At 40.8% G+C, this 21,157-nt stretch carries 19 protein-coding genes; 9 read left to right on the top strand and 10 right to left on the bottom strand.

Translation table 11 applies throughout. The features are described from left to right. Nucleotides 1–49: 49 nt before the first annotated feature. Both J2Y37_RS11085 and J2Y37_RS11080 read right to left on the bottom strand, forming a co-directional pair. The gene (locus J2Y37_RS11085) at nt 50–1,237 is read right to left on the bottom strand and encodes an MFS transporter (protein ID WP_005198482.1); all 1,188 of its coding nucleotides are present in this window, start codon (nt 1,235–1,237) and stop codon (nt 50–52) included. 19 nt (nt 1,238–1,256) lie between these two features. After that, nucleotides 1,257–1,676, bottom strand: a complete 420-nt coding sequence (locus tag J2Y37_RS11080) for a Rid family hydrolase (protein ID WP_349032846.1) — start codon at nt 1,674–1,676, stop codon at nt 1,257–1,259. A 71-nt stretch (nt 1,677–1,747) separates the two neighbouring features. Between J2Y37_RS11080 and soxR the strand changes: the two genes are divergently transcribed. From soxR to J2Y37_RS11060, 4 genes are all read left to right on the top strand, one after another. After that, nucleotides 1,748–2,233: a redox-sensitive transcriptional activator SoxR gene (gene soxR / locus J2Y37_RS11075; protein ID WP_349032845.1), complete on the top strand. Its 486-nt coding sequence runs from the start codon at nt 1,748–1,750 to the stop codon at nt 2,231–2,233. Between the two features lie 703 nt (nt 2,234–2,936). Continuing rightward, entirely contained in the window at nt 2,937–4,064 is a 1,128-nt protein-coding gene (locus J2Y37_RS11070; RefSeq protein ID WP_349032844.1) for a Re/Si-specific NAD(P)(+) transhydrogenase subunit alpha, read from the top strand. Between the two features lie 11 nt (nt 4,065–4,075). After that, entirely contained in the window at nt 4,076–4,402 is a 327-nt protein-coding gene (locus J2Y37_RS11065) for a proton-translocating transhydrogenase family protein (protein WP_004672473.1), read from the top strand. Beyond that, entirely contained in the window at nt 4,402–5,868 is a 1,467-nt protein-coding gene (locus tag J2Y37_RS11060; protein WP_004672475.1) for an NAD(P)(+) transhydrogenase (Re/Si-specific) subunit beta, read from the top strand. The genes J2Y37_RS11065 and J2Y37_RS11060 overlap by 1 nt, the downstream gene beginning before the upstream one ends. A gap of 63 nt (nt 5,869–5,931) precedes the next feature. Here J2Y37_RS11060 and J2Y37_RS11055 read toward each other — a convergent pair whose 3' ends face one another. Beyond that, nucleotides 5,932–6,753, bottom strand: coding sequence for an SDR family NAD(P)-dependent oxidoreductase (locus tag J2Y37_RS11055; protein WP_349032843.1), 822 nt, complete (start codon nt 6,751–6,753; stop codon nt 5,932–5,934). Between the two features lie 277 nt (nt 6,754–7,030). On the opposite strand from J2Y37_RS11055, the gene J2Y37_RS11050 reads away from it, so the two are divergent. Then, nucleotides 7,031–7,414 (top strand): hypothetical protein, encoded by a 384-nt coding sequence (locus J2Y37_RS11050; protein WP_241323780.1) that lies wholly within the window; start codon nt 7,031–7,033, stop codon nt 7,412–7,414. Nucleotides 7,415–7,496: 82 nt separating this feature from the next. On the opposite strand, the gene rsfS is transcribed toward J2Y37_RS11050, so the two are convergent. The 5 genes from rsfS to J2Y37_RS11025 all read right to left on the bottom strand — a co-directional run bounded on the left by rsfS (nt 7,497) and on the right by J2Y37_RS11025 (nt 13,629). Beyond that, on the bottom strand, nt 7,497–7,895 hold the full coding sequence (rsfS, locus tag J2Y37_RS11045) for a ribosome silencing factor (protein WP_004672480.1): 399 nt from the start codon (nt 7,893–7,895) through the stop codon (nt 7,497–7,499). 81 nt (nt 7,896–7,976) lie between these two features. After that, a complete protein-coding gene (locus J2Y37_RS11040; protein ID WP_004672481.1) occupies nt 7,977–8,771 on the bottom strand; it encodes a TIM barrel protein in 795 nt (264 codons plus the stop codon). Between the two features lie 22 nt (nt 8,772–8,793). Next, on the bottom strand, nt 8,794–9,660 hold the full coding sequence (locus J2Y37_RS11035; protein ID WP_241323778.1) for an NAD(P)-dependent oxidoreductase: 867 nt from the start codon (nt 9,658–9,660) through the stop codon (nt 8,794–8,796). 292 nt (nt 9,661–9,952) lie between these two features. After that, nucleotides 9,953–10,741 (bottom strand): crotonase/enoyl-CoA hydratase family protein, encoded by a 789-nt coding sequence (locus J2Y37_RS11030; RefSeq protein ID WP_349032842.1) that lies wholly within the window; start codon nt 10,739–10,741, stop codon nt 9,953–9,955. Nucleotides 10,742–10,818: 77 nt separating this feature from the next. Next, nucleotides 10,819–13,629 (bottom strand): ATP-binding protein, encoded by a 2,811-nt coding sequence (locus tag J2Y37_RS11025; protein ID WP_241323776.1) that lies wholly within the window; start codon nt 13,627–13,629, stop codon nt 10,819–10,821. Nucleotides 13,630–13,776: 147 nt separating this feature from the next. Between J2Y37_RS11025 and cysM the strand changes: the two genes are divergently transcribed. The 4 genes from cysM to J2Y37_RS11005 are packed head-to-tail and all read left to right on the top strand — an operon-like array spanning nt 13,777 to nt 19,320. Further along, nucleotides 13,777–14,727 carry a cysteine synthase CysM gene (gene cysM / locus J2Y37_RS11020; RefSeq protein ID WP_349032841.1) on the top strand — a complete coding sequence of 317 codons (951 nt, stop codon included), beginning with the start codon at nt 13,777–13,779 and terminating at the stop codon, nt 14,725–14,727. A 14-nt stretch (nt 14,728–14,741) separates the two neighbouring features. Beyond that, nucleotides 14,742–15,566, top strand: a complete 825-nt coding sequence (locus tag J2Y37_RS11015) for a 3'-5' exonuclease (RefSeq protein ID WP_004672488.1) — start codon at nt 14,742–14,744, stop codon at nt 15,564–15,566. Nucleotides 15,567–15,575: 9 nt separating this feature from the next. After that, nucleotides 15,576–16,967 (top strand): 23S rRNA (uracil(1939)-C(5))-methyltransferase RlmD, encoded by a 1,392-nt coding sequence (gene rlmD / locus J2Y37_RS11010; protein WP_349032840.1) that lies wholly within the window; start codon nt 15,576–15,578, stop codon nt 16,965–16,967. Nucleotides 16,968–17,013: 46 nt separating this feature from the next. After that, entirely contained in the window at nt 17,014–19,320 is a 2,307-nt protein-coding gene (locus J2Y37_RS11005) for a bifunctional (p)ppGpp synthetase/guanosine-3',5'-bis(diphosphate) 3'-pyrophosphohydrolase (protein WP_005198460.1), read from the top strand. 98 nt (nt 19,321–19,418) lie between these two features. Here the strand turns inward: J2Y37_RS11005 and J2Y37_RS11000 are convergent, their stop codons facing one another. Beyond that, complete coding sequence (locus tag J2Y37_RS11000) at nt 19,419–19,847, bottom strand: hypothetical protein (protein WP_349032839.1); 429 nt, start codon at nt 19,845–19,847, stop codon at nt 19,419–19,421. 462 nt (nt 19,848–20,309) lie between these two features. Continuing rightward, entirely contained in the window at nt 20,310–21,095 is a 786-nt protein-coding gene (locus J2Y37_RS10995; RefSeq protein WP_349032838.1) for an SDR family oxidoreductase, read from the bottom strand. Nucleotides 21,096–21,157 lie beyond the last annotated feature (62 nt).

Raw genomic sequence — 21,157 nt, 5'->3', positions numbered from 1 at the left:
CTATCCTTATATAAATGCCAAGAAGATGAGTCTTCTTGGCATTTATCGTTTAGGCTGAAATGGTTTTGGATGAAACCAGCTTATCCAAGAAACTAAAGAACATACAAGCGAAAACCAAACTGAGACCAACCAAACAGGTCATGCTCCAGCCTCCATGATTCCATGAGAAAATTCCCAGTGCAGAACCGCAAGCGCCGCCAATAAAATAGGTGGTCATATAGATGGCATTGATACGTGACTTGGCATCAGGGCGTAAACGGAAAATAATGCTTTGATTGCTGGTGTGAACGAGTGCTAAAGCCAATTGGATTAGTGCGAAGCCGAGAATATAACTGAATAAATAAGTCTGACCATAATAGAAGCAGATCCAACTCAAGATAAATAATCCGCAACCCATCCATGTCAATTGTTGGGTATAGCCTCGATCAGCATATTTACCGATATATTGTGTCGATAATGCACCAAAGATGCCGACCAATCCAACCATGCCGATCAGTAGATCAGACAGTTGATGTGCGGAAGCCAAAAGTAAAGCGATGGTAGAAAACAAGATACTGACGGCTGCAAAAGCAAATCCACCCGAAAGTGCACGCAATAAGAGTCGTTTTTCTTGTTTCAGTAGTTGTGCCATTGATGCAAACACTTGCCCATAATTCATTTTCATCCGCATCACATACGGTAAACGGCTTTTTAGGGCATAAGCCAATATCAACATCAATACACCGCTGACCGCATAAATCATTTTCCAGTGAAATAAATTGGAAAATAACCCTGCTAAACTGGTCGATAGTAAAATTCCGACCAATAGTCCACTCATCAAGAAGCCAACCACTTCACCCGTTTTTTCAGGTTGTACCGTCATGGTTGCCAGTGGAATCAGGATTTGTGCCGCAACTGAGAATAAACCAGCCAAGACTGTTCCAAGCCATAACATCGGCAAATTCACTGAAAAAGCACTAATAAATAAACCGACCGCACAAAAACACATTAATAAAGGGATGAACTTGGTTTTATTGACCACATCGCCCATCGGTACAATAAAGAGTAAGCCCAAGGCATAAGAAACCTGTGCAAAAGTGACGGTGAGGGCAGCTTGACCCTCCGTCACAGCAAAATACTGCTGAATCGAATGGATCAACGGTTGACTATAATAGTTTGCACCTGCACACAAACCACATGCCACAGCCATAAACCAGAGCAGGGCTTTATTTTGACTAATATCTTGGGAGGCAGACATAATTCTCTCTATAACGGGTCTAAGCGGTATATGCAGTTGCTTCAATTTCGATTTGCATGTCTTTTAATGCTAAACAGGGCACAGGAATAAGTGTGCAAACAGGGAAAACATGATTTATCCACAAACGCTGCATGATATGAGTCAATTTTTGAAGTTTCTCAGCATCGTGATCGACAACCAGAATACGTAAAACAGCAATATCTTGAAGTTGGGCTTGAGCTGAAGTTAAAGCATGTTGGATATTATAAAAGACTTGTTGTACCTGTTGGTCAAAATCTTGTGACAGTTCACCATTTTTATTTTCACCGCCTTGACCTGCAATATGAATGGTACGCATATTGGGTTGTACGATGCTGACATGGCTATACCCATTGGCACGTGGGTCATACAACTCATTTGGATTGATTATGGTAAAAGCTTGCGTATTTGTATTATTCATTGGAAAACACCATTCGGAAAACTGAGTTATGCTAGTATCAAAGCTCAAGTTAACTAGAGGTCAAGCATATTTTGGAACAAGAACAATTACAGGCTTGGCTCACGATTGGTGAGCTTGCAAAGCGAAGTGGTGTAAGTGTTGCAACTATTCGTTTTTATGAAGAAAAAGAACTGATATGGAGCGTACGAACTTCAGGTAACCAGCGCCGTTATCAACGCGCTATATTGCGGCGAATTGCAATTATTAAAGCAGCGCAACAAGTTGGGATTAGCTTGGGGCAAATTAAAGAGACCTTTGCTTCTTTACCTAAGCAACAAATTGCCAGCAAACAAGACTGGCAAACGATGTCTCAGCAATGGCAGGGCCAACTTGATCAGCAAATCATGATGTTATTGCAATTACGTCAACAGCTCGATCAATGTATTGGTTGTGGCTGCCTATCTTTGGCGCAATGTCCATTGCGGAATCCTGATGATTGTTTAGCAAAAGAGGCAATGGGCGCTCATTTTCAGGAAATTTTATTTTTACTCAATCAAAAAAATGATGCGGCAGGCTAATTTGCTTAAAAATCGCACCAATATTGTGCAATATGCGGAAATTTGCTGCTAAAAAATAAACAAATATCACTTGAGAAAATGCCAAGCTACGTTTTTACATTTCTTTTTTAATTGTGCTTATTATTTAATCGCCAACATTACATTGAATGGAGTGAAATTTCGATTCATTCAAGCTTGGTTAAATTTAAGTGAATAACAGGGCTAATAAAAAGTAGCCGAAAAAAACAATAAAAGTTTAAATAAGCCAATCCACTCGCGTAATCGCATGCTTATGATGCCGATTCAGGTCGTCAATCTGTAGATACCCGACGCAAGTGCCATTGATATGTAACGCATTTGAACAAGGCTTATTTATAGTGAACGCTGTGCTGTAGATTTATTTCAATAGATATCGCTTTGCCATTCAATCGCGCATGCGATACAAAGTGTAGATATGAGCAGATTTATGTGGATGATAATGGCATATCATCTTTAACGAGTATCGAAGCGTAGGTTTGCATTATAAAAATCAAACATACCAATCATACAAGTTTGAAACATTAATATGAATCATCAGTTCAAAATATAGGTATTTATTAAATAAATATTGGGTGGAATTTTAAAAAAGTTCCATTAAAATCCTAAGTCTCTACAAAGAATACTCCTGGGGGAAACATTGCGATTCGCGATGTTTACTTAAGAAAAACTAGCTTGAGGAACGCTCATGCAGATCGGAATCCCAACCGAAACTGTCGTCGGTGAAAGTCGTGTTGCTGCAACACCAGAGACAGTGAAGAAGTTGATTAACGCAGGTCATAGCGTTGTTATTGAACGTGGCGCTGGTGTTAAAGCTGCGTATATTGACAGTGCTTATGAACAAGTTGGCGCAGCCATTACGGATGATGCATATACAGGTAGCCAAATTATTTTGAAAGTACGTGCCCCTAGTGGTAACGAAATTCAAAAACTTGCGGCGAATACATCTGTGATTGCAATGTTTGACCCTTACCGAAACACAGAATTAGACCAATTTGCTGCTCAGCAAGTGTCTGCTTTTGCTTTAGAGTTGCTTCCACGTACACTTTCACGTGCACAAAATATGGATGTACTTTCTTCTCAAGCAAACTTAGCAGGTTATAAATCTGTATTGTTGGCTGCGGCTGAATATCAACGTATGTTCCCAATGTTAATGACGGCTGCGGGTACTGTAAAACCTGCACGTGTTGTGATCATGGGTGTTGGTGTTGCTGGTCTGCAAGCGATTGCGACTGCAAAACGTTTGGGTGCAATCGTTGAAGCGACCGACTTACGTCCAACCGCTAAAGAGCAAGTTGAGTCTTTAGGTGGTAAATGGTTAGACGTGCCGATGTCTGATGAAGAAAAGCAAAAAGCTGCCGACGCTGCCAAGAATGGTTATGGTTGGATGCCGGGTGAGCAATACATTCAAGATCAAGCTGCGATTGTGGATAAAGCGGTATCAAATGCAGATATCGTGATCACAACTGCTTTGCTTCCTGGTCGTAATGCGCCGCGTTTAATTAAAGCTGAAACCGTTGCCAAAATGAAACCAGGTTCTGTCATTTTAGATATGGCAGTTGAAACGGGTGGAAACGTTGAAGGTTCTAAAGAAGGCGAAACAGTAACAACTGAAAATGGCGTGAAAATTTTGGGTATCCCAAATATTCCGGGCACAGTTGCAACTGAAGCATCTGCATTGTACGCACGTAACGTATTTAACTTCCTTGAGACATTGTTTGACAAAGACAAAGCCTTTGCGATCAATCAAGAAGATGAAATCCAAAAAGCGTTACTCGTGACACATGGCGGTCAAGTACTGCTCAAGCGTGGTTAAGGAGAGTTCTCATGGTTGAAACGATTACAATTTTCGTCCTTGCCATCTTCGTAGGTTATTACGTTGTTTGGGGTGTAACGCCTGCGTTACATACGCCATTGATGGCTGTAACAAACGCATTGTCTTCAATTATTGTTGTTGGCGCAATGATTCAAACCGTCGGTTTGCCATTTATTGGGATTGAGGGTTCGGTTTATTTTGAGACCATTAACCCGATTAGCATTTTAGGTGCAATCGCTGTGTTCCTTGCAAGTATTAACATTTTCGGTGGTTTCGCTGTAACGGCGCGTATGCTTGAAATGTTCAAACCTAAGCAAAAGAAAAAAGAGGGCGTGTGATGGAATTTATTCGAGACTATGCGGATTGGTTCTACCTGATTGGTGCTGTCCTCTTTATTTTAACTTTACGTGGTTTGTCAGGTCCTAAGACTGCGATTGCGGGTAGCCGTTACGGTATGATTGCGATGGCAATCGCGGTTGCAACGACATTCTTTGTGGCTGAAGGTCCAGTGGTTTGGATGATTGGTTTGGCAATGGTTGCTGGTGCAGCGATCGGGATTACCAAAGCGCGCGCAGTACCAATGACGCAAATGCCTGAAATGGTTGCATTGATGCACTCATTGGTCGGTTTAGCAGCAGTATTGATTGCGATTGCGACTGTATTAAAAGCGGCTCATTTTGGCCAGTTTGATGCAGCACAATTGACTTCTGTGAATGAAGCGATGTTGGCTGAAGGCTATACAGCATTTACTGGCTTTAGCAGTACCTATCGTTTTGAATTGTTTGTGGGCTGTTTCATTGGTGCGATTACCTTTACAGCATCTGTATTTGCTTACGGCAAACTTGCAGCAAAGAAATGGGCGAAAACCATTTCAGGTGCATGGGTAAAACCACTACAAGCTTTGTTGTTTATCACAATGTTAGTTTTCGGTGGTGTGTACTTCGCTACAGATAGCTTGACTGCGTTCTACATCATGACTGCATTTGCTTTGGCATTTGGTTGGATGTGGATTGCACCAGTCGGCGGTGGTGATATGCCAGTTGTGGTATCGTTACTGAACTCATTCTCTGGTTGGGCAGCAGCAGGTATTGGTTTCACACTTGAAAACAATATGTTGATCGTTGCAGGTTCACTTGTTGGTTCTTCTGGTGCGATTCTTTCTTACATCATGTGTAAGGCGATGAACCGTTCTATCATCAATGTATTATTTGGTGGTGCAATGGGTGGCGCAGCAGTTGCAGTTGACAAAGGTGAGCAAGTACAACGTAACTATCGTTCTGGTTCTGCTGATGATGCTGGCTTCTTGATGTCAAATGCGGATAGCGTTGTGATCGTACCGGGTTATGGTATGGCGCAAGGTCGTGCACAGAATGCAGTTAAAGAGTTGTGTGAAATCTTAAAAGAACAAGGTGTAAAAGTTCGTTTTGCGATTCACCCAGTTGCTGGTCGTATGCCTGGTCACATGAACGTATTGTTAGCTGAAGCTGATGTTGCGTATGAAGACATCTTAGAGATGGATGAGATTAACTCAGACTTCCCTGCAACTGATGTTGTTCTTGTTATCGGTGCAAATGACGTGGTTAACCCTGCGGCGAAAGATGATCCGACATCACCGATTTACGGTATGCCGATTCTTGAAGCACACAAAGCTCGTACGATTATGGTGATCAAGCGTTCTATGGCAACAGGTTATGCTGGTCTAGATAATGACTTGTTCTACAATGAAAAAACCATGATGGTCTTTGGTGATGCGAAGAAAGTGGTTGAAGACATGACTAAAGCAATCAATGGTGGTGGTCACTAATCTGACCTGAATCAAGGTTGTAAAAGCCACCTTCGGGTGGCTTTTTTGATTGCTACTTTTTGATTAAAGATACTTTTCTACAAGATCCATAGATTGAGCATATAAATCACGTGCAAGCTGTTGGTTTTTAGCATGAGGTGATTTCCAGTCTGGCATATGTGCACTCACATACTCGCCATTGCGATTTTCCCATTCACCGCCAATTGCCATTTGAGTAATGAGTTTGGCTGGAACAGAAGTGGGTACTAAACCAATTTTCATTACTTCATAAATGGGTTTCGGCAAATCGCGATAAATGTCAGAAGCGACACCACCAGGGTGTAGGGCGTTGTTGCTAATGGTACTACCTGCCATCTGTTCGGCTAATGCATTACTGAATAGTAAGTTGGCAAGTTTAGACTGACCATAATAGAACAATGGGTTGTAGAAACCTTCTGCACGGAACTTATTGGGTTTGATTGATCCAGCCCAATGTGCAATTGAAGCGAGATGGATAATTCGAGCTTTGGGTGCTTGCTGTAAAACTGGAATAAGTTTGTGCGTCAGCAGAAAATGACCAAGATAATTAACACCAAATTGTTGCTCAAAACCATTTTGTGTTAATTGTTTGGTCTTTGAAAATAGTCCAGCGTTGTTAATTAGAACATCTAGGCTGCCATAGCGATTGGCGATTTCGTCTGCTGCTTTACGTGTATTTTCGAGGCTATTTAAATCAAGTGATACTAAGTCGACTTGACCTTGATCCAGTGCACGGAGTTTGTCCTGCGCAGCTTGGGCTTTTTGCGGGTTGCGACAGGCTAAGATGACATGCTGTCCTTGCTTAACTAATTGTTCAGCGGTGGAAAAACCAATACCTGTATTTGCACCAGTAATGAGAATCTTCACTTTGTTTACTCCAGTTATGACTTTTTATAGATTGAGTGTTTAAGCATTTTTATAATACGTTAAATTTGACAATTTAGCATGTCAGTTTTAAAGCGAGGAGAGGCGATTTTCTTTTGATGTGAATAAATTTATGTAGGATTGATTGATTTTAGCTTTGGTGATGCGAAGTTAGTCGTTGAAAATTTGAGAAGGCTGCCTTAGGTCGTTTTTTGTTTTAATTAGATATTAAGGGTGGTAGTGTTCTACGGACATATTTAAATTATTTTAAGAGGTTTGGGTGATCAAAAGAACAATATTTTTCGTGATCTCATTTATCTGTTTTTCTTTTTCTTCTATGGTCTTAGCAGAGCCTCTTGAAGAGGCCAGTGAAAAATATGCAAATTGTTTAATGCAAAAAGTTGAGTCCCAGATAAAAATGAATAAAGATGAAAAAGCCATTGTTGAATATGCTTTTTATGAGTGTAGACAAGAAGAGCGGCAATTGATGGGGACGTTTGATATAAAAAACTTGGCGGGTGACAACTATAAAGATATAAGTAAAGAGCAACTAAAGTTGATTGATGAGCTAAAAAGTGGGAGGGTAGAAAAAATGAGAAAAGAAATGTCCGACATAATGCTTGAAGTTATTCGAGAGGGAAGAAAAGACACGATTGAGCAATAAAATGTGAAGATATAAAAAGAAAATCTGACCTTTAAAAATTAAAAAAGCGATCTATATAAGATCGCTTTTTTACTTAAAATATTTATGCGACAGACTCAGGAGCGCGCCATAAACTTTCAAGGTCATAGAATTTACGAGCAGTAGGTAACATGACGTGTACAACGACGAAACCTAGGTCAATTAAGATCCATTCAGCGTCTCGTTCACCTTCGACACCGATTGGGCGAAAACCTGCTTTACGTGCTTCATCAGCAACATTATCCGCGAGGGCTTTAACATGACGGGTTGAAGTGCCGCTGGCAATAACAATTGCATCAGCAACATTGCTAATAGAACTGACATCTAGTTCTAGAATATCTTTGGCTTTTACATCAGTAAGGGCTTCATGTACGACTTTTAAACAAGCCTGTACATCGGTGCTTGAAGTTTTGATTTTTAGGTCGTGAGAATTAGAAGCGCTGGGCGATGGTTCTAAATTCATGGGGCGTATATTTTCCTGACAATTGCTCATTGTCAAATATACCGTTTTTAACAAAAAAATTCAAATTTTAGCCGTAACAGATTATGTGTTCACATCATTTGAAAAATATTTCTTTTTCCATGCAAATGATTGATCTGAATGTGTTTCTGGTCTGTATTCGGCGGCAATTAAACCTTGATAATCACTTTGTAACAACCAGTCAAAGATTTGTTTATAAGGAATATTTCCAGTATCAGGCTCATGGCGACTCGGACAATCAGCAAATTGTATATGCCCAATGTGATGAAGGTTCTCTTGTAAACCGGCTAAAACATCTTCCCCCATCATCGCCATGTGATAGCAATCGTATTGCATTTTAAGTGCAGGATGATTCACCGCTTCAAGCATTTCTTGCGCTTGGGCAATATTTTGTATTAAAAAACGGGGCATATCGGTGCCATTGATCATTTCAAATACAGGCTCAATATCGTGTTCTGTCAGCATATGACATGCGAGTTTCAGATTGCTTGCCAGTGTGTTTAAGCAAGGTAGTAAATCGGCATCTAAAGGTTGTTTGCCTGCGAGTATGTTTATGCGAGGTACATTCAATGCATTGGCATAGCTGATCGCAAGTTCAAGTGCTTGATAAAATGTCGTTTCTAATCCAGGAACACCAGCCAATCCATTACCACCTTGCATCAGGTCTCCCGCAGGGGCATTAATGAGACACAAAGAGAGGTTGTATTGGTCAAGTTGGGTTTGGATATCAAAAATTTCTAATTCATAGGGAAATTGAATTTCAACATGCTGAAAACCATGTGCGTGTGCTAAAGCAAAGCGCTCGATTAAAGGTACTTCAGTAAAAATCATCGATAAATTGACTGCAAGATGACTCATATTAACCTCCATGATTCATTAATTATTGTTCTATATGTTGAATGATAGTAGCTAAATCATTCTCAGCAAAGCCATTTTGTTGGTGTGCTTGTAACTGTAGTAGAGCTTTTTGTGCGACAGGTATCTGTAGGTTAAAGCTTTGTGCAAGTTGTAAAGCATTGTTTAAATCTTTAGAGAGGGTTTGGACTTTCCACTGCACTGGTTCAAAGGTGTGTGTTGCCATACGGGGAGCAAGTATTTGTAGAGGTTTAGAATCAGCAAAACCGTCTGCAAGTGCAGGAGCGAGTAAAGTCGTATCCACACCAGCTTGGTCGGCAAGCGCAACGGCTTCAGCAATTAATGTGCTATTGGCTGCAACAATCAGTTGATTACAGATTTTTGTGGCTTGTCCTGTTCCTGAATCGCCCATACGGGTTACACGTTGCGATAGGACTTGATAGATTGGGTTCAGTTGTTCGATGGTCTGAGCATTTCCACCTGCAAAGATAACCAGTGTGCCTTGTTCTGCGCCCATCGTTCCACCCGAAACAGGGGAGTCGATCCATGTGACTTGTTGTTGTTGAGCTGATCGAGCCAATTCTTGGGTTGCTGCTACCGATAAGCTAGAGAAATCAACGATAATTTGTTGTGGTTGTAGGTAAGACTGAATTTTCATGAAAACACTTTGAACTGCTTTGTCATCCGCCAAGCAGGTCAAAATAACGGGATAGTCTGCAATCTGATCGAGTTCTAAAGCAGTTGCACCTTGTTTAATGAGTGTTTCACAAGCATGTGGGCTGCGGTTCCAAACGGCAACTGAGTAGCCTGCTTGAAGGAGTCGGGCTGTCATGCGTGTACCCATTAAGCCCATACCTAAAAAAGCGATAGGTGTTTGTGGATTGATTTGCATATAAAAACTCAATAACTTAACGATTTTGATTTAAAACTTTTCGCTCAAATATGATATTTGGAAACGCCATTTGTAGCCTATGTCATATTAAGCTTTAAAATTTACGTAGCCTCATAAAGTGCGAGGAATTGAATTGTCTTTGCGTTGGCGTTGACCTTACTTTTCACGGATGAAAAGTAACAAAAACCCTTTGTTGGACAGAGGGTACGTCGATGTTACCCCTGTCCAACAGGCGACATCCATGTCGCCCCACGATAATAAATAATGGGATAGATTTGAGATTAAATTCAGCTTATTTATATTGTCTTGGTAAAAATTCAATTTCAGGGTTCTTATCTTTCTTGCGTGCAAGTGCGCTGTTTTTACCTAAAATCAGTTTAAGCTGCCACAGCTTTTCTAAGCGTAGTGCTTTTTCTGGCTGATGTTGCATTGCATCTAATACACGTTTGGCAGCCATCAATGCATCTGGAGAGCGTTGTAGCATTTCTTGGGCAATGAGATTTGCCTTTGCTAATGGATCAGCGTCCAAATGCGTGACCAAGCCGATTTCTTTGGCGTATTGCGCATCAAAAATACGTGCTGTCAGGGTCAATTCTTTGGCTAAATCAACGCCGATTAAACCTTTTAAAGAACGGGTTAAACCCATATCAGGCACAAGCCCCCAACGACTTTCCATGATTGACATTTGAGTATCTGGCGTGGCAATACGAATGTCGGCTGCGAGTGCAAGTTGCATACCTGCGCCAAAGCAATAGCCTTCAATGGCCGCGATGACTGGAATCGGTAAGTTTTGCCAAATTAAAAACGCTTTTTGAAAGAGGCTTTGTCCCGGTTTGATCAGTTCCCATGCCGCAAACACGGTATTTTTAGGGTTGTTTAGATCAGACAAGTCGATACCTGCACTAAACACCTGCGCTTCACCCGTTAAAATGACACAACGGATCGAACGATCTTTTTCAATTTTTTTGGCAGTTGCAACAAGTTCCTTTAACAACGCAAAACTCATTGCATTGCGTTTATCTGGACGGTTGAGGTAAACCGTTGCAATGCCATTATTCTTTTCAACGCGTAAAACGGCCATCTGTCATACTCTTATTGTGTTTGATGATCGGCAGCATAGCATGAGTTTTTAAGATGAAACATGACACAACAGTCACCTTAGCTGTCATTCAAATTTAAGATTAAATTTGCTGATTGTCTGACTTGTTCAATTGCAAAATTTAGCTCATTAAAACGATGGTTTGTTTCTTGAATAAAGCCTTCATCCGCTTTGCGACGTTCTTTACGTAGCGTGGAAACAAATTGTTCAAACTCACCTGCAACACGTTGTAAGGTCGGGGTGCCGACATATCGCGTTGCGCCATAAAGACGGTGGAGCACGTGTTCAAGTTGGGGGAAGTCTTCTACCTCAATCAGTTGTTGCATTTCAGTGAGTTCGGTATCAAAACTATCGACTAACATACGTAATAAGTCTTGAGCTAAATCTTCTTTATTGGCAGCCAATTGGATACTTTGTTGCCAATTTAAAATCTGTGGGTCAAGCGATTCTATTGGGCGTTTGGTTTCATTTGTTACGGGCTGAGCGCTAAAGTTATTCTTGGTCCACTGCGTCAATATTTGAATAATTTGCTCCATTTGAATCGGCTTGGTGACATAGTCATTCATACCAACTTTGAGGAGTTTTTGTTTTTCATCTGCCAGCGCATGTGCAGTCAGTGCAATGATCGGCAGTTGCATACCTGAATCTAAAGTTGACTCTAATGAGCGAATCGCACGTGTTGTATCAATGCCTGACATCACTGGCATTTGTATATCCATAAAGACCAGATCGAAAGGTGGCGATTTTTGTTCAATGCGCTCTTGAATGATATCAATGGCTTTCTGTCCACTCAATGCTTTGGTGGTGGTGACATTGAGTTCACCTAACAGGGCTTCAAGCACGATCAAGTTGGGTAAATGGTCATCCACCGCTAAGATATGTAGGCCTTGACCATTAAAATCCTCTGGTTCTTGCTCAAAAATAGGTTGATTGCCTAACAGTTGGATCAGTTCACGACGGCTCAAAGGTTGGTAGATTGGTCGAGCACGGTACTCATTTAACATGTTCGGATCGAGGTTCATCTGATAGCCGTAAACAGCGAGATTGCCATGATAACGTTGACGAATTTCTTTGAGCAATGCCTCGGTATCACCACTATAATCGACGATGAGCCACGTATTTTCTTGTTGATTGAGATGGTTGAGTCGACTAAATAAATCTAAAATCGACTGTGTTTCGATATGATCAACATGATAATTTTCGAGATATAAACGGAGTACACTTGCCGTTGCTGGATGCGCTAAATAAGACACCACTTGTAAATGGTCAAATCGAGGATGTTCGATTATTGCATCTTGTTCTTCTACTTTAAATGAAGCGGTAAACCAGAACGTTGAGCCTTTTTCGGTCGGTGCGCGTTCTTGGTTGTCTTCAAAGCCGATTTGACCTCGCATCAAATGCACCAGTTGTTTGGAGATGGCTAAGCCTAGCCCTGTACCACCAAATTGACGTGTGACAGATGCATCACCTTGCGAGAAGGACTCAAACAATCTCTTGCGATCTGTGCCGCTTAAACCAATACCACTGTCTTGAACACTAAAATGTAATAGACATTGTCCAATATCATCATCTTCCATACGCACACGAACGATGATCTCACCATCAGGTGTGAATTTAATCGCATTAGAAATGAGGTTGGTTAGGATTTGCTTAAAGCGTAATGCATCACCGACCACATGTTGTGGGATATTATCCGCATAATAAAATGCCATATTGATATGTTTTTGTGCAGCCAAAGGAGACAGCATATCCATCACATCAAAGATGGCTTCTTCTAGGTCAAATGGCGCAGTTTCAAGCTCTAATTTTCCAGCGTCAATTTTAGAAAAATCAAGAACGTCGTTGATGAGCGCTAGAAGGTGTGCCGATGATTTACGAATGGTTTGTAGGTATAAATTCTGTTCGTTGCTTAAGTTTTGCTGACGTAGCAATAAGTGAATAAAACCATCAATACTATTCAGTGGTGTTCTTAACTCGTGGCTAATGTTGGCAAGAAAGACTGATTTCGATTGGTTCGATGAAATAGCTTGGTCACGTGCCTGACGATAGGTAATGTTTTGAACTTCTAAAGTGTCCAGTGTTCGGCGTAAGTCTTCCTCAGTTTGCTCAGTATGTTCTTTTAACTCTAAGAAACTGAAATGCAAGCGCTTAACCACATTGGCGATATCTCGTTGGAGTAAACGGAGTTCCCCCGTACTGTTGACCACAATATGCTGATCCAATGTATCGGCATTGAGGCGTTGCATTTGCATACGGATCTCGTATAACGGGGCGAGCCAACGACGAGAAAAAACATTTAAGCAAAATAATAAAATTAAGAGTGTCAGCAGTCCTGTGGCAACCAATGAAAGTAAAATCTTATAGCGAGCGAGTTCGAGTGAGTGATTATTTAACTCAATCATTAACCACACTGAATTGGGGTTGCTGTTATCCAGTCTTACACCATAAATATTATTATCATTATGTGGGATAGGTCCAAAAAAGTGACCATTTTTGGGGAAGTTCGGCCAAAAGCGATTATTTTGATAGCCAACGGTTAAGTAGGTTTGTCCTTTATTGTCAATTAGTACTGCACGTTGTAAGTTTTTTTCATCAAACATCTTCTGCATCAAGTTTTGAGCACGATCGTACTGATCTGGATGCTCTTGTATCAGATGAAATAACTCAGTTGAGGTCTGATGGTAACGTGCCAAAATGGCGGAAGCTTCTGCGTTTTGTTGTTGTTTGGCGGCATTGGTTGTTTCTGATAAAACCCAGATGATTCCCACGGCTGTCAAAATGGCGATTGGCACGAAAATGAGTGCAATCAGTTGTCCGTAAGCATGATTGAGCCGTAAACGTTTAGAGATGGCTTTATTGAAATTTGACATAGTTGGGGCAGATTTATCATTCTGCAAAATATCTTAGCACGCTTTACATCGCGTGAGCGTTTAGCGGTCAATAAAAAGCAGCGTGAAAAGGTGCAGTTTCTCTGTTTTTTTCATACAATAGTCGCCACATTGATGTCGGTGTCGATCATGACGAATACGCAAACTGATTTTTTAGCAAATGAATTTTTACTCGACGACTATTTGCTAGATCGTTATGTTGGTAAAACTCCTTTAGTGCGTTTACAGCGGTTAGCAAGTCATACTCAAGCCACGGTATTAGCCAAATTAGAAGGCAATAACCCAGCAGGCTCAGTTAAAGATCGTCCTGCATACAATATGATTATCCAAGCAGAAAAGCGCGGACAAATTCAGCCGGGCGATACTTTAATTGAAGCAACCAGTGGAAATACTGGAATTGCTTTAGCGATGGTCGCAGCGATGCGCGGCTATAACATGAAGTTGATCATGCCGAACAACATGAGCCAAGAACGAAAAGATGCCATGTCGGCGTATGGGGCTGAGTTAATTGAAGTGACACAGCAACAAGGCATGGAAGGCGCGCGTGACTTGGCGCTACAAATGCAAGAACAGGGCAAAGGCTTTGTACTCAATCAGTTTGGCAACCCTGATAATGTAGAAGCACACTATCTCAGCACAGGTCCTGAAATCTGGGCGCAAACTGCTGGAAAAATCACGCATTTTGTCAGTTCGATGGGAACCACAGGCACAATTATGGGTGTCTCAAAATATTTAAAAGAACAAAACCCTGAGATTCAAATTATTGGTCTACAACCTTCGGATGGGTCGAGCATTGCGGGTATTCGCCGTTGGCCACAAGAATATTTACCTACCATTTACGATGCTAGTCGTGTCGACCGTATTATGGATATTCCGCAGATCGAAGCGGAAAGAACCATGCGTAAACTGGCTCGTAAGGAAGGCATTAGCGCGGGTACATCTTCGGGCGGTGCCGTTTGGGCTTCGCTTAAAATCGCAGAAGAGAATCCAGACGCCGTGATTGTTTGTATTATCTGCGACCGAGGTGATCGTTACTTGTCGACTGGATTGTTTTCAGTGCAAGATGAAGACCAAGCCTAGATGAATTGTATTGAATGATGAGCTTACGTTTACCGATTTTAGTTTTTGATATTGAAACGCTGACTGATTTAAAAGCTGGTGCTCATCTTTATCACCTTGATTTACCTGAAGCCGATGTGGAACAGGCACTGACCAAGATCCGTCGTCAAGAGTCTGGTATAGACTTTCAACGTTTGCCTTTACATGAAATCGTATGTATCTCAGGTTTATGGATTGATGAAAAAGGTTTCCGATTGTTTTCATTTAGTCGGGAGCAAAATTCTGAAGCGGAAATGTTGACTAAGTTTTTATCTATTTTTGATAAGAAACAGCCAACTTTGGTCAGTTGGAATGGTTCACAGTTTGATTTACCTGTGATCTTATTCCGAGCCATGTATCACGGACTTACGGCACCGAGCTTATTTGATCAAGGTGAAATTGATAACCAAAAACGCTTTAATAATTACCAGAACCGTTATCATCATCGTCATGTTGATTTGATGGATGTTATGGCGATGTTTAATGGTCGTAATTTCCAAAAGCTGGATGATATTGCGTGTCTTCTTGGTTTTCCTGGTAAGCGTGGTGAGTCTGGCTATCATGTGCCTGAGTATGTTCGTACAGAGCAGTGGTTAAAACTGACCAGTTATTGTGAAGGTGATGTTTTAAATACGTGGCTGGTGTATTTGCGTTGGTTACTATTAAAAGGTCAGCTAAATCAACAGGATCATCAGCAAATGATTCAGTCAACAGTTGAATATTTACAAACGCAAACGCAACAATCAGATTTTTTACAGGTATGGCAGCGAACATCGCAATATACTGTATTCACCGCACACACTTTTGCGCCCCAAAATTAGGTTCATCTTTTGAAACATAAAGCGAAACAGCGTCCAGCCCAAAATCCCATTTATACCTTTCAAGTCGAAGCTTTTTCGCATGAGGGGCGAGGGATTGCGCATTATGGAACGCATGCAGACCATCCGAAAGAAAAGCAGGGTAAAAAAGTTTTTATTCGTAATGCTTTGGTCGGTGAAACTGTTCAAGCAAGAATTACCCATCAGACCACGCGTCTAGAAGAAGCTGAAATGCTCACGCTTGAGAGTGAGGCTGCTGAACAGCGAATAGAGCCGATTTGTCCACATTATGGCGTGTGTGGTGGCTGTAGCTTACAACATATTCACCCCGATGAGCAGATTCGACTGAAGCAAAATGTGTTGCAGTCTCATCTACAGCACTTTGCTGGTTTACAGCCTGAACAGTGGCTCGATCCAATTCGTTCAGTTAAAGCGGACTATCGACGTCGTGCTAGGATTGGTGTTCGCTACATTGCAAGGCAAGACCGTTTAGTGATGGGCTTTCGAGAGCATCATAGTAATCATTTAACTGCGATTCAGCAGTGTACGGTGTTGGAACAAAGCTTATCGGACACACTACCTGAGCTAAGAGCGCTACTTGAAAACTTAGCGGGTAAAGCGCAGATTGGTCATATTGAGTTGGCGATGGGAGATACCGAGGTCGCATTGTTAATTCGTCACTTAGATGAATTAAATGTATCGGATGTCAACCAATTACGTCAATTTGCGTTAGACAAGCAATGGCAGTTGTATTTGCAACCTAAAGGTGCGGACAGTGTACATCGCGTGGATGATCCGCGAGCGTCGATGCGCTTGCATTACCGTTTAGAAGATTTTGCTGTCAACTTCGCATTTTCACCTTTGGATTTTACGCAGGTAAATGGCGCTATAAATGCTAAAATGGTTCAATTGGCATGTGAATTGCTAGAATTACAGCAAGGGGAAAGGGTACTTGATCTATTCTGTGGGTTAGGTAACTTCTCTCTGCCTTTAGCACGTTGTGTTGGTGAGTCGGGTCAAGTGGTAGGTGTTGAAGCAAGTGATGAAATGGTACAACGGGCCACAGAGAATGCGAAAGCAAACGATTTGGCTCACGCTGTGTTTTTTTCACAAGATTTAACAAAAGACTTTTCGCATCATTCTTGGGCAAAACAAGGATTTGATGCATTATTGATTGATCCACCTAGATCGGGTGCATTTGAGGTAATGCAATATGTACCGAACTTTGGAGCAAAAAGAATCGTTTATGTTTCATGTAATCCTTCAACACTGGCAAGGGATGCGGGTGTATTGGCGCAATATGGTTATCGGCTTAGGAAAGCCGCAGTGATGGATATGTTTACCCATACTGAACATGTTGAATCTATTGCCTTATTTGAAAAAAATCAGTTTGATAAAATCTAAGAGATAAACGATTAGAAAATGAGTTATATATCCAGAGGAGAATGGTATGGTCACAGTACGTGAACAGTTACCTGGACGATTCCAAGAATTGTCTGAGGAAGCGACTGTAGAACATGCCGCTGAAGCGCAAAGTAGTCTAGTTTCTTGGCTAGATCGAGTGTGCGATATCTTGGATAGGGATGAGCTAAAACAACTACAAAAAGTTGCAGAGCTTACCTTAGCAAAAGAGTTAGAAACTACGGTTAATCATCATACCAACACCTTTAGTACTGGGATTGGTATGGCAGATATTCTAGCGCATTTACATGTAGATGAAGATACGTTGTCAGCGGCAGTATTATATCGCAGTGTACGTGAGGGCTTAATCACTCTAGAAGATATTCAGCGTGAGTTTGGCGAGCAAGTATTGGCGCTCGTCAAAGGTACACTTGCGATGGGTAAACTGTCTGAGTTGATTGAAAAAAATAAGCGACTAGAAGATCATTTTAATAATAACCAGCGTGAACATTTAAACGGCATATACAAGATGCTCATCTCAGTGACAGAAGATGTGCGTGTTGTTTTAATCAAGCTAGCAGAACGTACTTATGCGTTGCGTGAGTTAGCCAATGCAAGTAAAGAGCGTCAAGAACGTGTCGCTCGAGAAATCTTAACCATTTACTCTCCGTTGGCACATCGCTTAGGGATTGCGCAACTTAAATGGGAGTTGGAAGACCTTGCCTTTCGTTATTTAGCGCCTGAACGTTATAAAGAAATTGCGTCGTTACTAAATGAAAAACGTTTGGAGCGAGAGCAGTATATTCAATTTGTGATTGACAAGCTCAAGACTGAATTGGCTGTATATGATATTGATGCTGAAATTACAGGGCGAGTGAAGCACATTTATTCGATTTATCGAAAAATGAAAAGCAAAAATCTCAGCTTCGATCAGCTCTATGATATACGCGCAGTGCGTGTATTGTTGAAAAGCGTACCCGATTGTTACCATGCCTTGGGGATCGTGCATCAGTTATGGCGGCATATTCCAAATCAGTTTGATGACTATGTCACCAACCCGAAAGCCAATGGTTATCGCTCTTTGCATACGGCAGTCATTGCAGAGAATAAATCTCTAGAAGTGCAAATTCGTACTTTTGAGATGCACGAAGAAGCTGAACTCGGGGTTTGCTCGCACTTTAACTATAAAGAAGGTGCAAAAAATACCGATCATTCTTTTAATGATCGCTTGCATTCATTGCGTGCAGTACTTGAGCATTATCAGGAACGTACTGAAACCACACCACATGGCGAAGACGATGAGTCAAATGGTATAGATCAGATTCAAGATTTTGAGAATTTTGAAAAGATTTATGTGTTTAGTCGTGATGGTGATATTAAGGAGTTAGCGCGTGGTTCAACGGTTCTCGACTTTGCATATCATGTGCATACTGAGGTGGGGAACAAATGCTATGCCGCACGGGTAAATCAGCGTTATGTGCCATTAACCTATACCTTAAAAACGGGTGAACAGGTTGAGATTTTAACCAAGAAAGATCGAGAGCCAAACCGTGATTGGTTGGTAAATTCCTTAGGTTATATCAAAACTTCGCGCGCACGAGACAAGCTACGTCACTGGTTTAGACAACAAGATCGTAGTAAGAATATCGAAGTGGGACGAGAGCTGCTGAACAAGGAGCTTGCACGGCTGGCGATTCACCCAAAAAGTATTGATTTAAAAGATTATTCATCTCATTTTAATCTAAAATCTGGTGATGATATTTTGGTTGCATTGGTCAGTGGGGACATTAGTCTGCATGCGCTGATTAACCAAGTGAATCGTCAGATGCATTTGGATCAAGATGAACCTGAGTTGGTGTTGAAGCCAGCATTAAATCCGCGTGCTAGTCATACTTTGTCTGCACATGGAATCTTGATTGATGGTTTGGATAATGTGGAACTACACATTGCTCAATGTTGTCAGCCTGTACATGGCGAGTCGATTGGCGGCTATATCACTTTAAATCGTGGTGTGAGCATCCATAAGGTCGCTTGTACGGATTATATACGGATGACAGGGCTAGAGCCTGAGCGTGCAGTAGAAGCGGATTGGGAAATGCAGCCAACCCGTGGTCAGAGTGTTCAGATCGTGGTTGAGGCTTATGATCGCCGTGGTTTGCTCAAAGATTTAACCCAAGTGATTTTTTCTGATCAAATCAATATTCGTCAGGTCAATACAATTTCTGAATCCGATGGTATTGCCAATATGAAGTTGCTAATTGAAGTCAAAGGTTTAGCACAACTCTCTCGTTTGTTGGCTCGTTTAGAGCAACAACCAGGGATTATTAGTGCAAGACGTTTGGTTCAAGGCAGTTAAATATTGTTGGATCATAATAAAACCCGCTTAAGCGGGTTTTATTATATTTGCGATCAATAAATATGAATGATCAGATTTATCTGAACATAATATTTATATTAGATTTTGCATTTTTTGCTTTTTTGATAAGTGGCAATATTATCAATATTAGTTTGAGCCTTAACTTTAATTGCTTCTTGAGCAGAAAGGTTGTTTACATCAGAAGTATCGTCTTCACCTGCAATATTATTTGCAATTTGACTTGCTTTCGCTGTTTTCTCAGAGTTACCGCCAAATGCAGCTAATGCACCGCCTGCAACACCAGCCCATTTGCTAATTGCTTTACCTGGTGCTTGAGCGTTAGCATTAATGTTGGCAATATTTTTTTCTGCGGCAGCGAGTTCACGTTTTGCATTGGCTTGCTCAACAGAAAGCGTTGGGCAGTCCATCGCTCTTAATTCAGTTGTAGAGAAAGGTTTACCCTCAGTTGCTGCAAAAGTAGAAAAAGAAAGGGTTGCAGCAGCAGTTAAAACTAATAGTTTTTTCATATTATAAACACTTTAAAAGTTTTCGGTTAAATGGCCAAGATGAGTATGGCGGGTGGATTCTATTTAAAATATTTTTAAATGTCACGATTTTTTAATACTTTTTTTAAAGAATTGTCTGTCTACTGCGTCATAAAAGTTAATTTTATTTTTATTAACTATATCCTTTTTAAAAAATTTTTGTTTTATCCAATTGATTTATATTGTTTAATTTGTTTTTGTCTTGAGTTTTTTGACTTGTTTATTATTTTTTTTAATGATGATTGTTTGTTTTTTCTCTGGATTTTATTGGTGTTTTTTGATTTTACGTGAAAGTTCAACTAAATGTGGGGTGGTATTATCAAACTCAGCCTCTTTATATTTTATTTGAAATAATAAACCTCCTTCATAAATCTATTTTACTTCTCCAGTATGGAGAAATACAAGGAGGATGCAATTAATGATGAAAGAGGTCTAATAATGTGATTAAAATGGTTTGTTTTGTCTAGATAATAATAAATTGCTGAGCCGATTTAGAAATTGTGGACTAATACTAGATAGTTGATACAGGAGTTTGGTTTTAATTCCGACAGGCGTATGTGTTGGGAGCAGTACGTGATCTTTTTGTTGTGCTAAATACAGGACCTGCTTTGCAACATCGGCAGGGGTTAAATCCACGCCAATATTTTGAATACTCCCTGCATTCATGTCTTTCACCATATTGGTTTGCACAAACAAAGGCATGACATCCAAGACTCGGATATTATATTTTTTCCACTCTACATCGAGTGCCTCGGTTAAGCCACGCACTGCAAATTTACTGGCAGAATAGGATGCTAAATCAGCTTGACCATAAATCGCAGACGCTGAAGAGAGATTAATCACGCGAGCAAAACTGGCATTTTTAAGATATGGAAAAGCAGTATAACAGCCGTTTAAAACCCCTTTGATATTAATATCCATCGTACGCTGGTGTGATTGAATTGAAGTTTGTTCAAACGCACCAGAATATAAAATTCCAGCATTATTGATTAAAATATTCAGTTCACCTGCCCAGTGTTGAAACTCTTGTAGCGCGATTTGCCATTGGCGATCATTGCTCACATCTAGATATCCCGCTTTAGCATTTTCCCCAAGTTCTTGAGCTAAAGCTTGGGCCTGTTGTTCATTGATATCATAGATTCCGACTTTGAAGCCCTTTTGATGAAAAAGTCGAGCGATTTCCGCGCCGATTCCTTGCGCTGCCCCAGTGATAAAAACGCTATATTGCATGGCTTTCCTTTATATTGATATTTCTTGAGTGGGTGTATATTACGCATAAGCTGCTTTATGCT

The organism is Acinetobacter sp. 3657 (assembly GCF_031456775.1).
GTDB lineage: Bacteria > Pseudomonadota > Gammaproteobacteria > Pseudomonadales > Moraxellaceae > Acinetobacter.
Note: the sequence above shows the minus strand (reverse complement) of the source record. Positions and strands in the feature narration are given on the sequence as shown.

Excerpts from the sequence above, each read along its gene's own strand:
- J2Y37_RS11035 (WP_241323778.1), bottom strand. The coding sequence starts at position 9,660 with ATGCAAATCAATCCACAAACACCTATCGCTTTTTTAGGTATGGGCTTA.
- J2Y37_RS11040 (WP_004672481.1), bottom strand. The coding sequence starts at position 8,771 with ATGAGTCATCTTGCAGTCAATTTATCGATGATTTTTACTGAAGTACCT.
- J2Y37_RS10995 (WP_349032838.1), bottom strand. The coding sequence starts at position 21,095 with ATGCAATATAGCGTTTTTATCACTGGGGCAGCGCAAGGAATCGGCGCG.
- J2Y37_RS11065 (WP_004672473.1), top strand. The coding sequence starts at position 4,076 with ATGGTTGAAACGATTACAATTTTCGTCCTTGCCATCTTCGTAGGTTAT.
- J2Y37_RS11030 (WP_349032842.1), bottom strand. The coding sequence starts at position 10,741 with ATGGCCGTTTTACGCGTTGAAAAGAATAATGGCATTGCAACGGTTTAC.
- J2Y37_RS11025 (WP_241323776.1), bottom strand. The coding sequence starts at position 13,629 with ATGTCAAATTTCAATAAAGCCATCTCTAAACGTTTACGGCTCAATCAT.
- J2Y37_RS11070 (WP_349032844.1), top strand. The coding sequence starts at position 2,937 with ATGCAGATCGGAATCCCAACCGAAACTGTCGTCGGTGAAAGTCGTGTT.
- J2Y37_RS11000 (WP_349032839.1), bottom strand. The coding sequence starts at position 19,847 with ATGAAAAAACTATTAGTTTTAACTGCTGCTGCAACCCTTTCTTTTTCT.
- cysM (WP_349032841.1), top strand. The coding sequence starts at position 13,777 with ATGACGAATACGCAAACTGATTTTTTAGCAAATGAATTTTTACTCGAC.
- rsfS (WP_004672480.1), bottom strand. The coding sequence starts at position 7,895 with ATGAATTTAGAACCATCGCCCAGCGCTTCTAATTCTCACGACCTAAAA.
- J2Y37_RS11015 (WP_004672488.1), top strand. The coding sequence starts at position 14,742 with ATGATGAGCTTACGTTTACCGATTTTAGTTTTTGATATTGAAACGCTG.
- J2Y37_RS11005 (WP_005198460.1), top strand. The coding sequence starts at position 17,014 with ATGGTCACAGTACGTGAACAGTTACCTGGACGATTCCAAGAATTGTCT.
- J2Y37_RS11080 (WP_349032846.1), bottom strand. The coding sequence starts at position 1,676 with ATGAATAATACAAATACGCAAGCTTTTACCATAATCAATCCAAATGAG.
- J2Y37_RS11085 (WP_005198482.1), bottom strand. The coding sequence starts at position 1,237 with ATGTCTGCCTCCCAAGATATTAGTCAAAATAAAGCCCTGCTCTGGTTT.
- J2Y37_RS11060 (WP_004672475.1), top strand. The coding sequence starts at position 4,402 with ATGGAATTTATTCGAGACTATGCGGATTGGTTCTACCTGATTGGTGCT.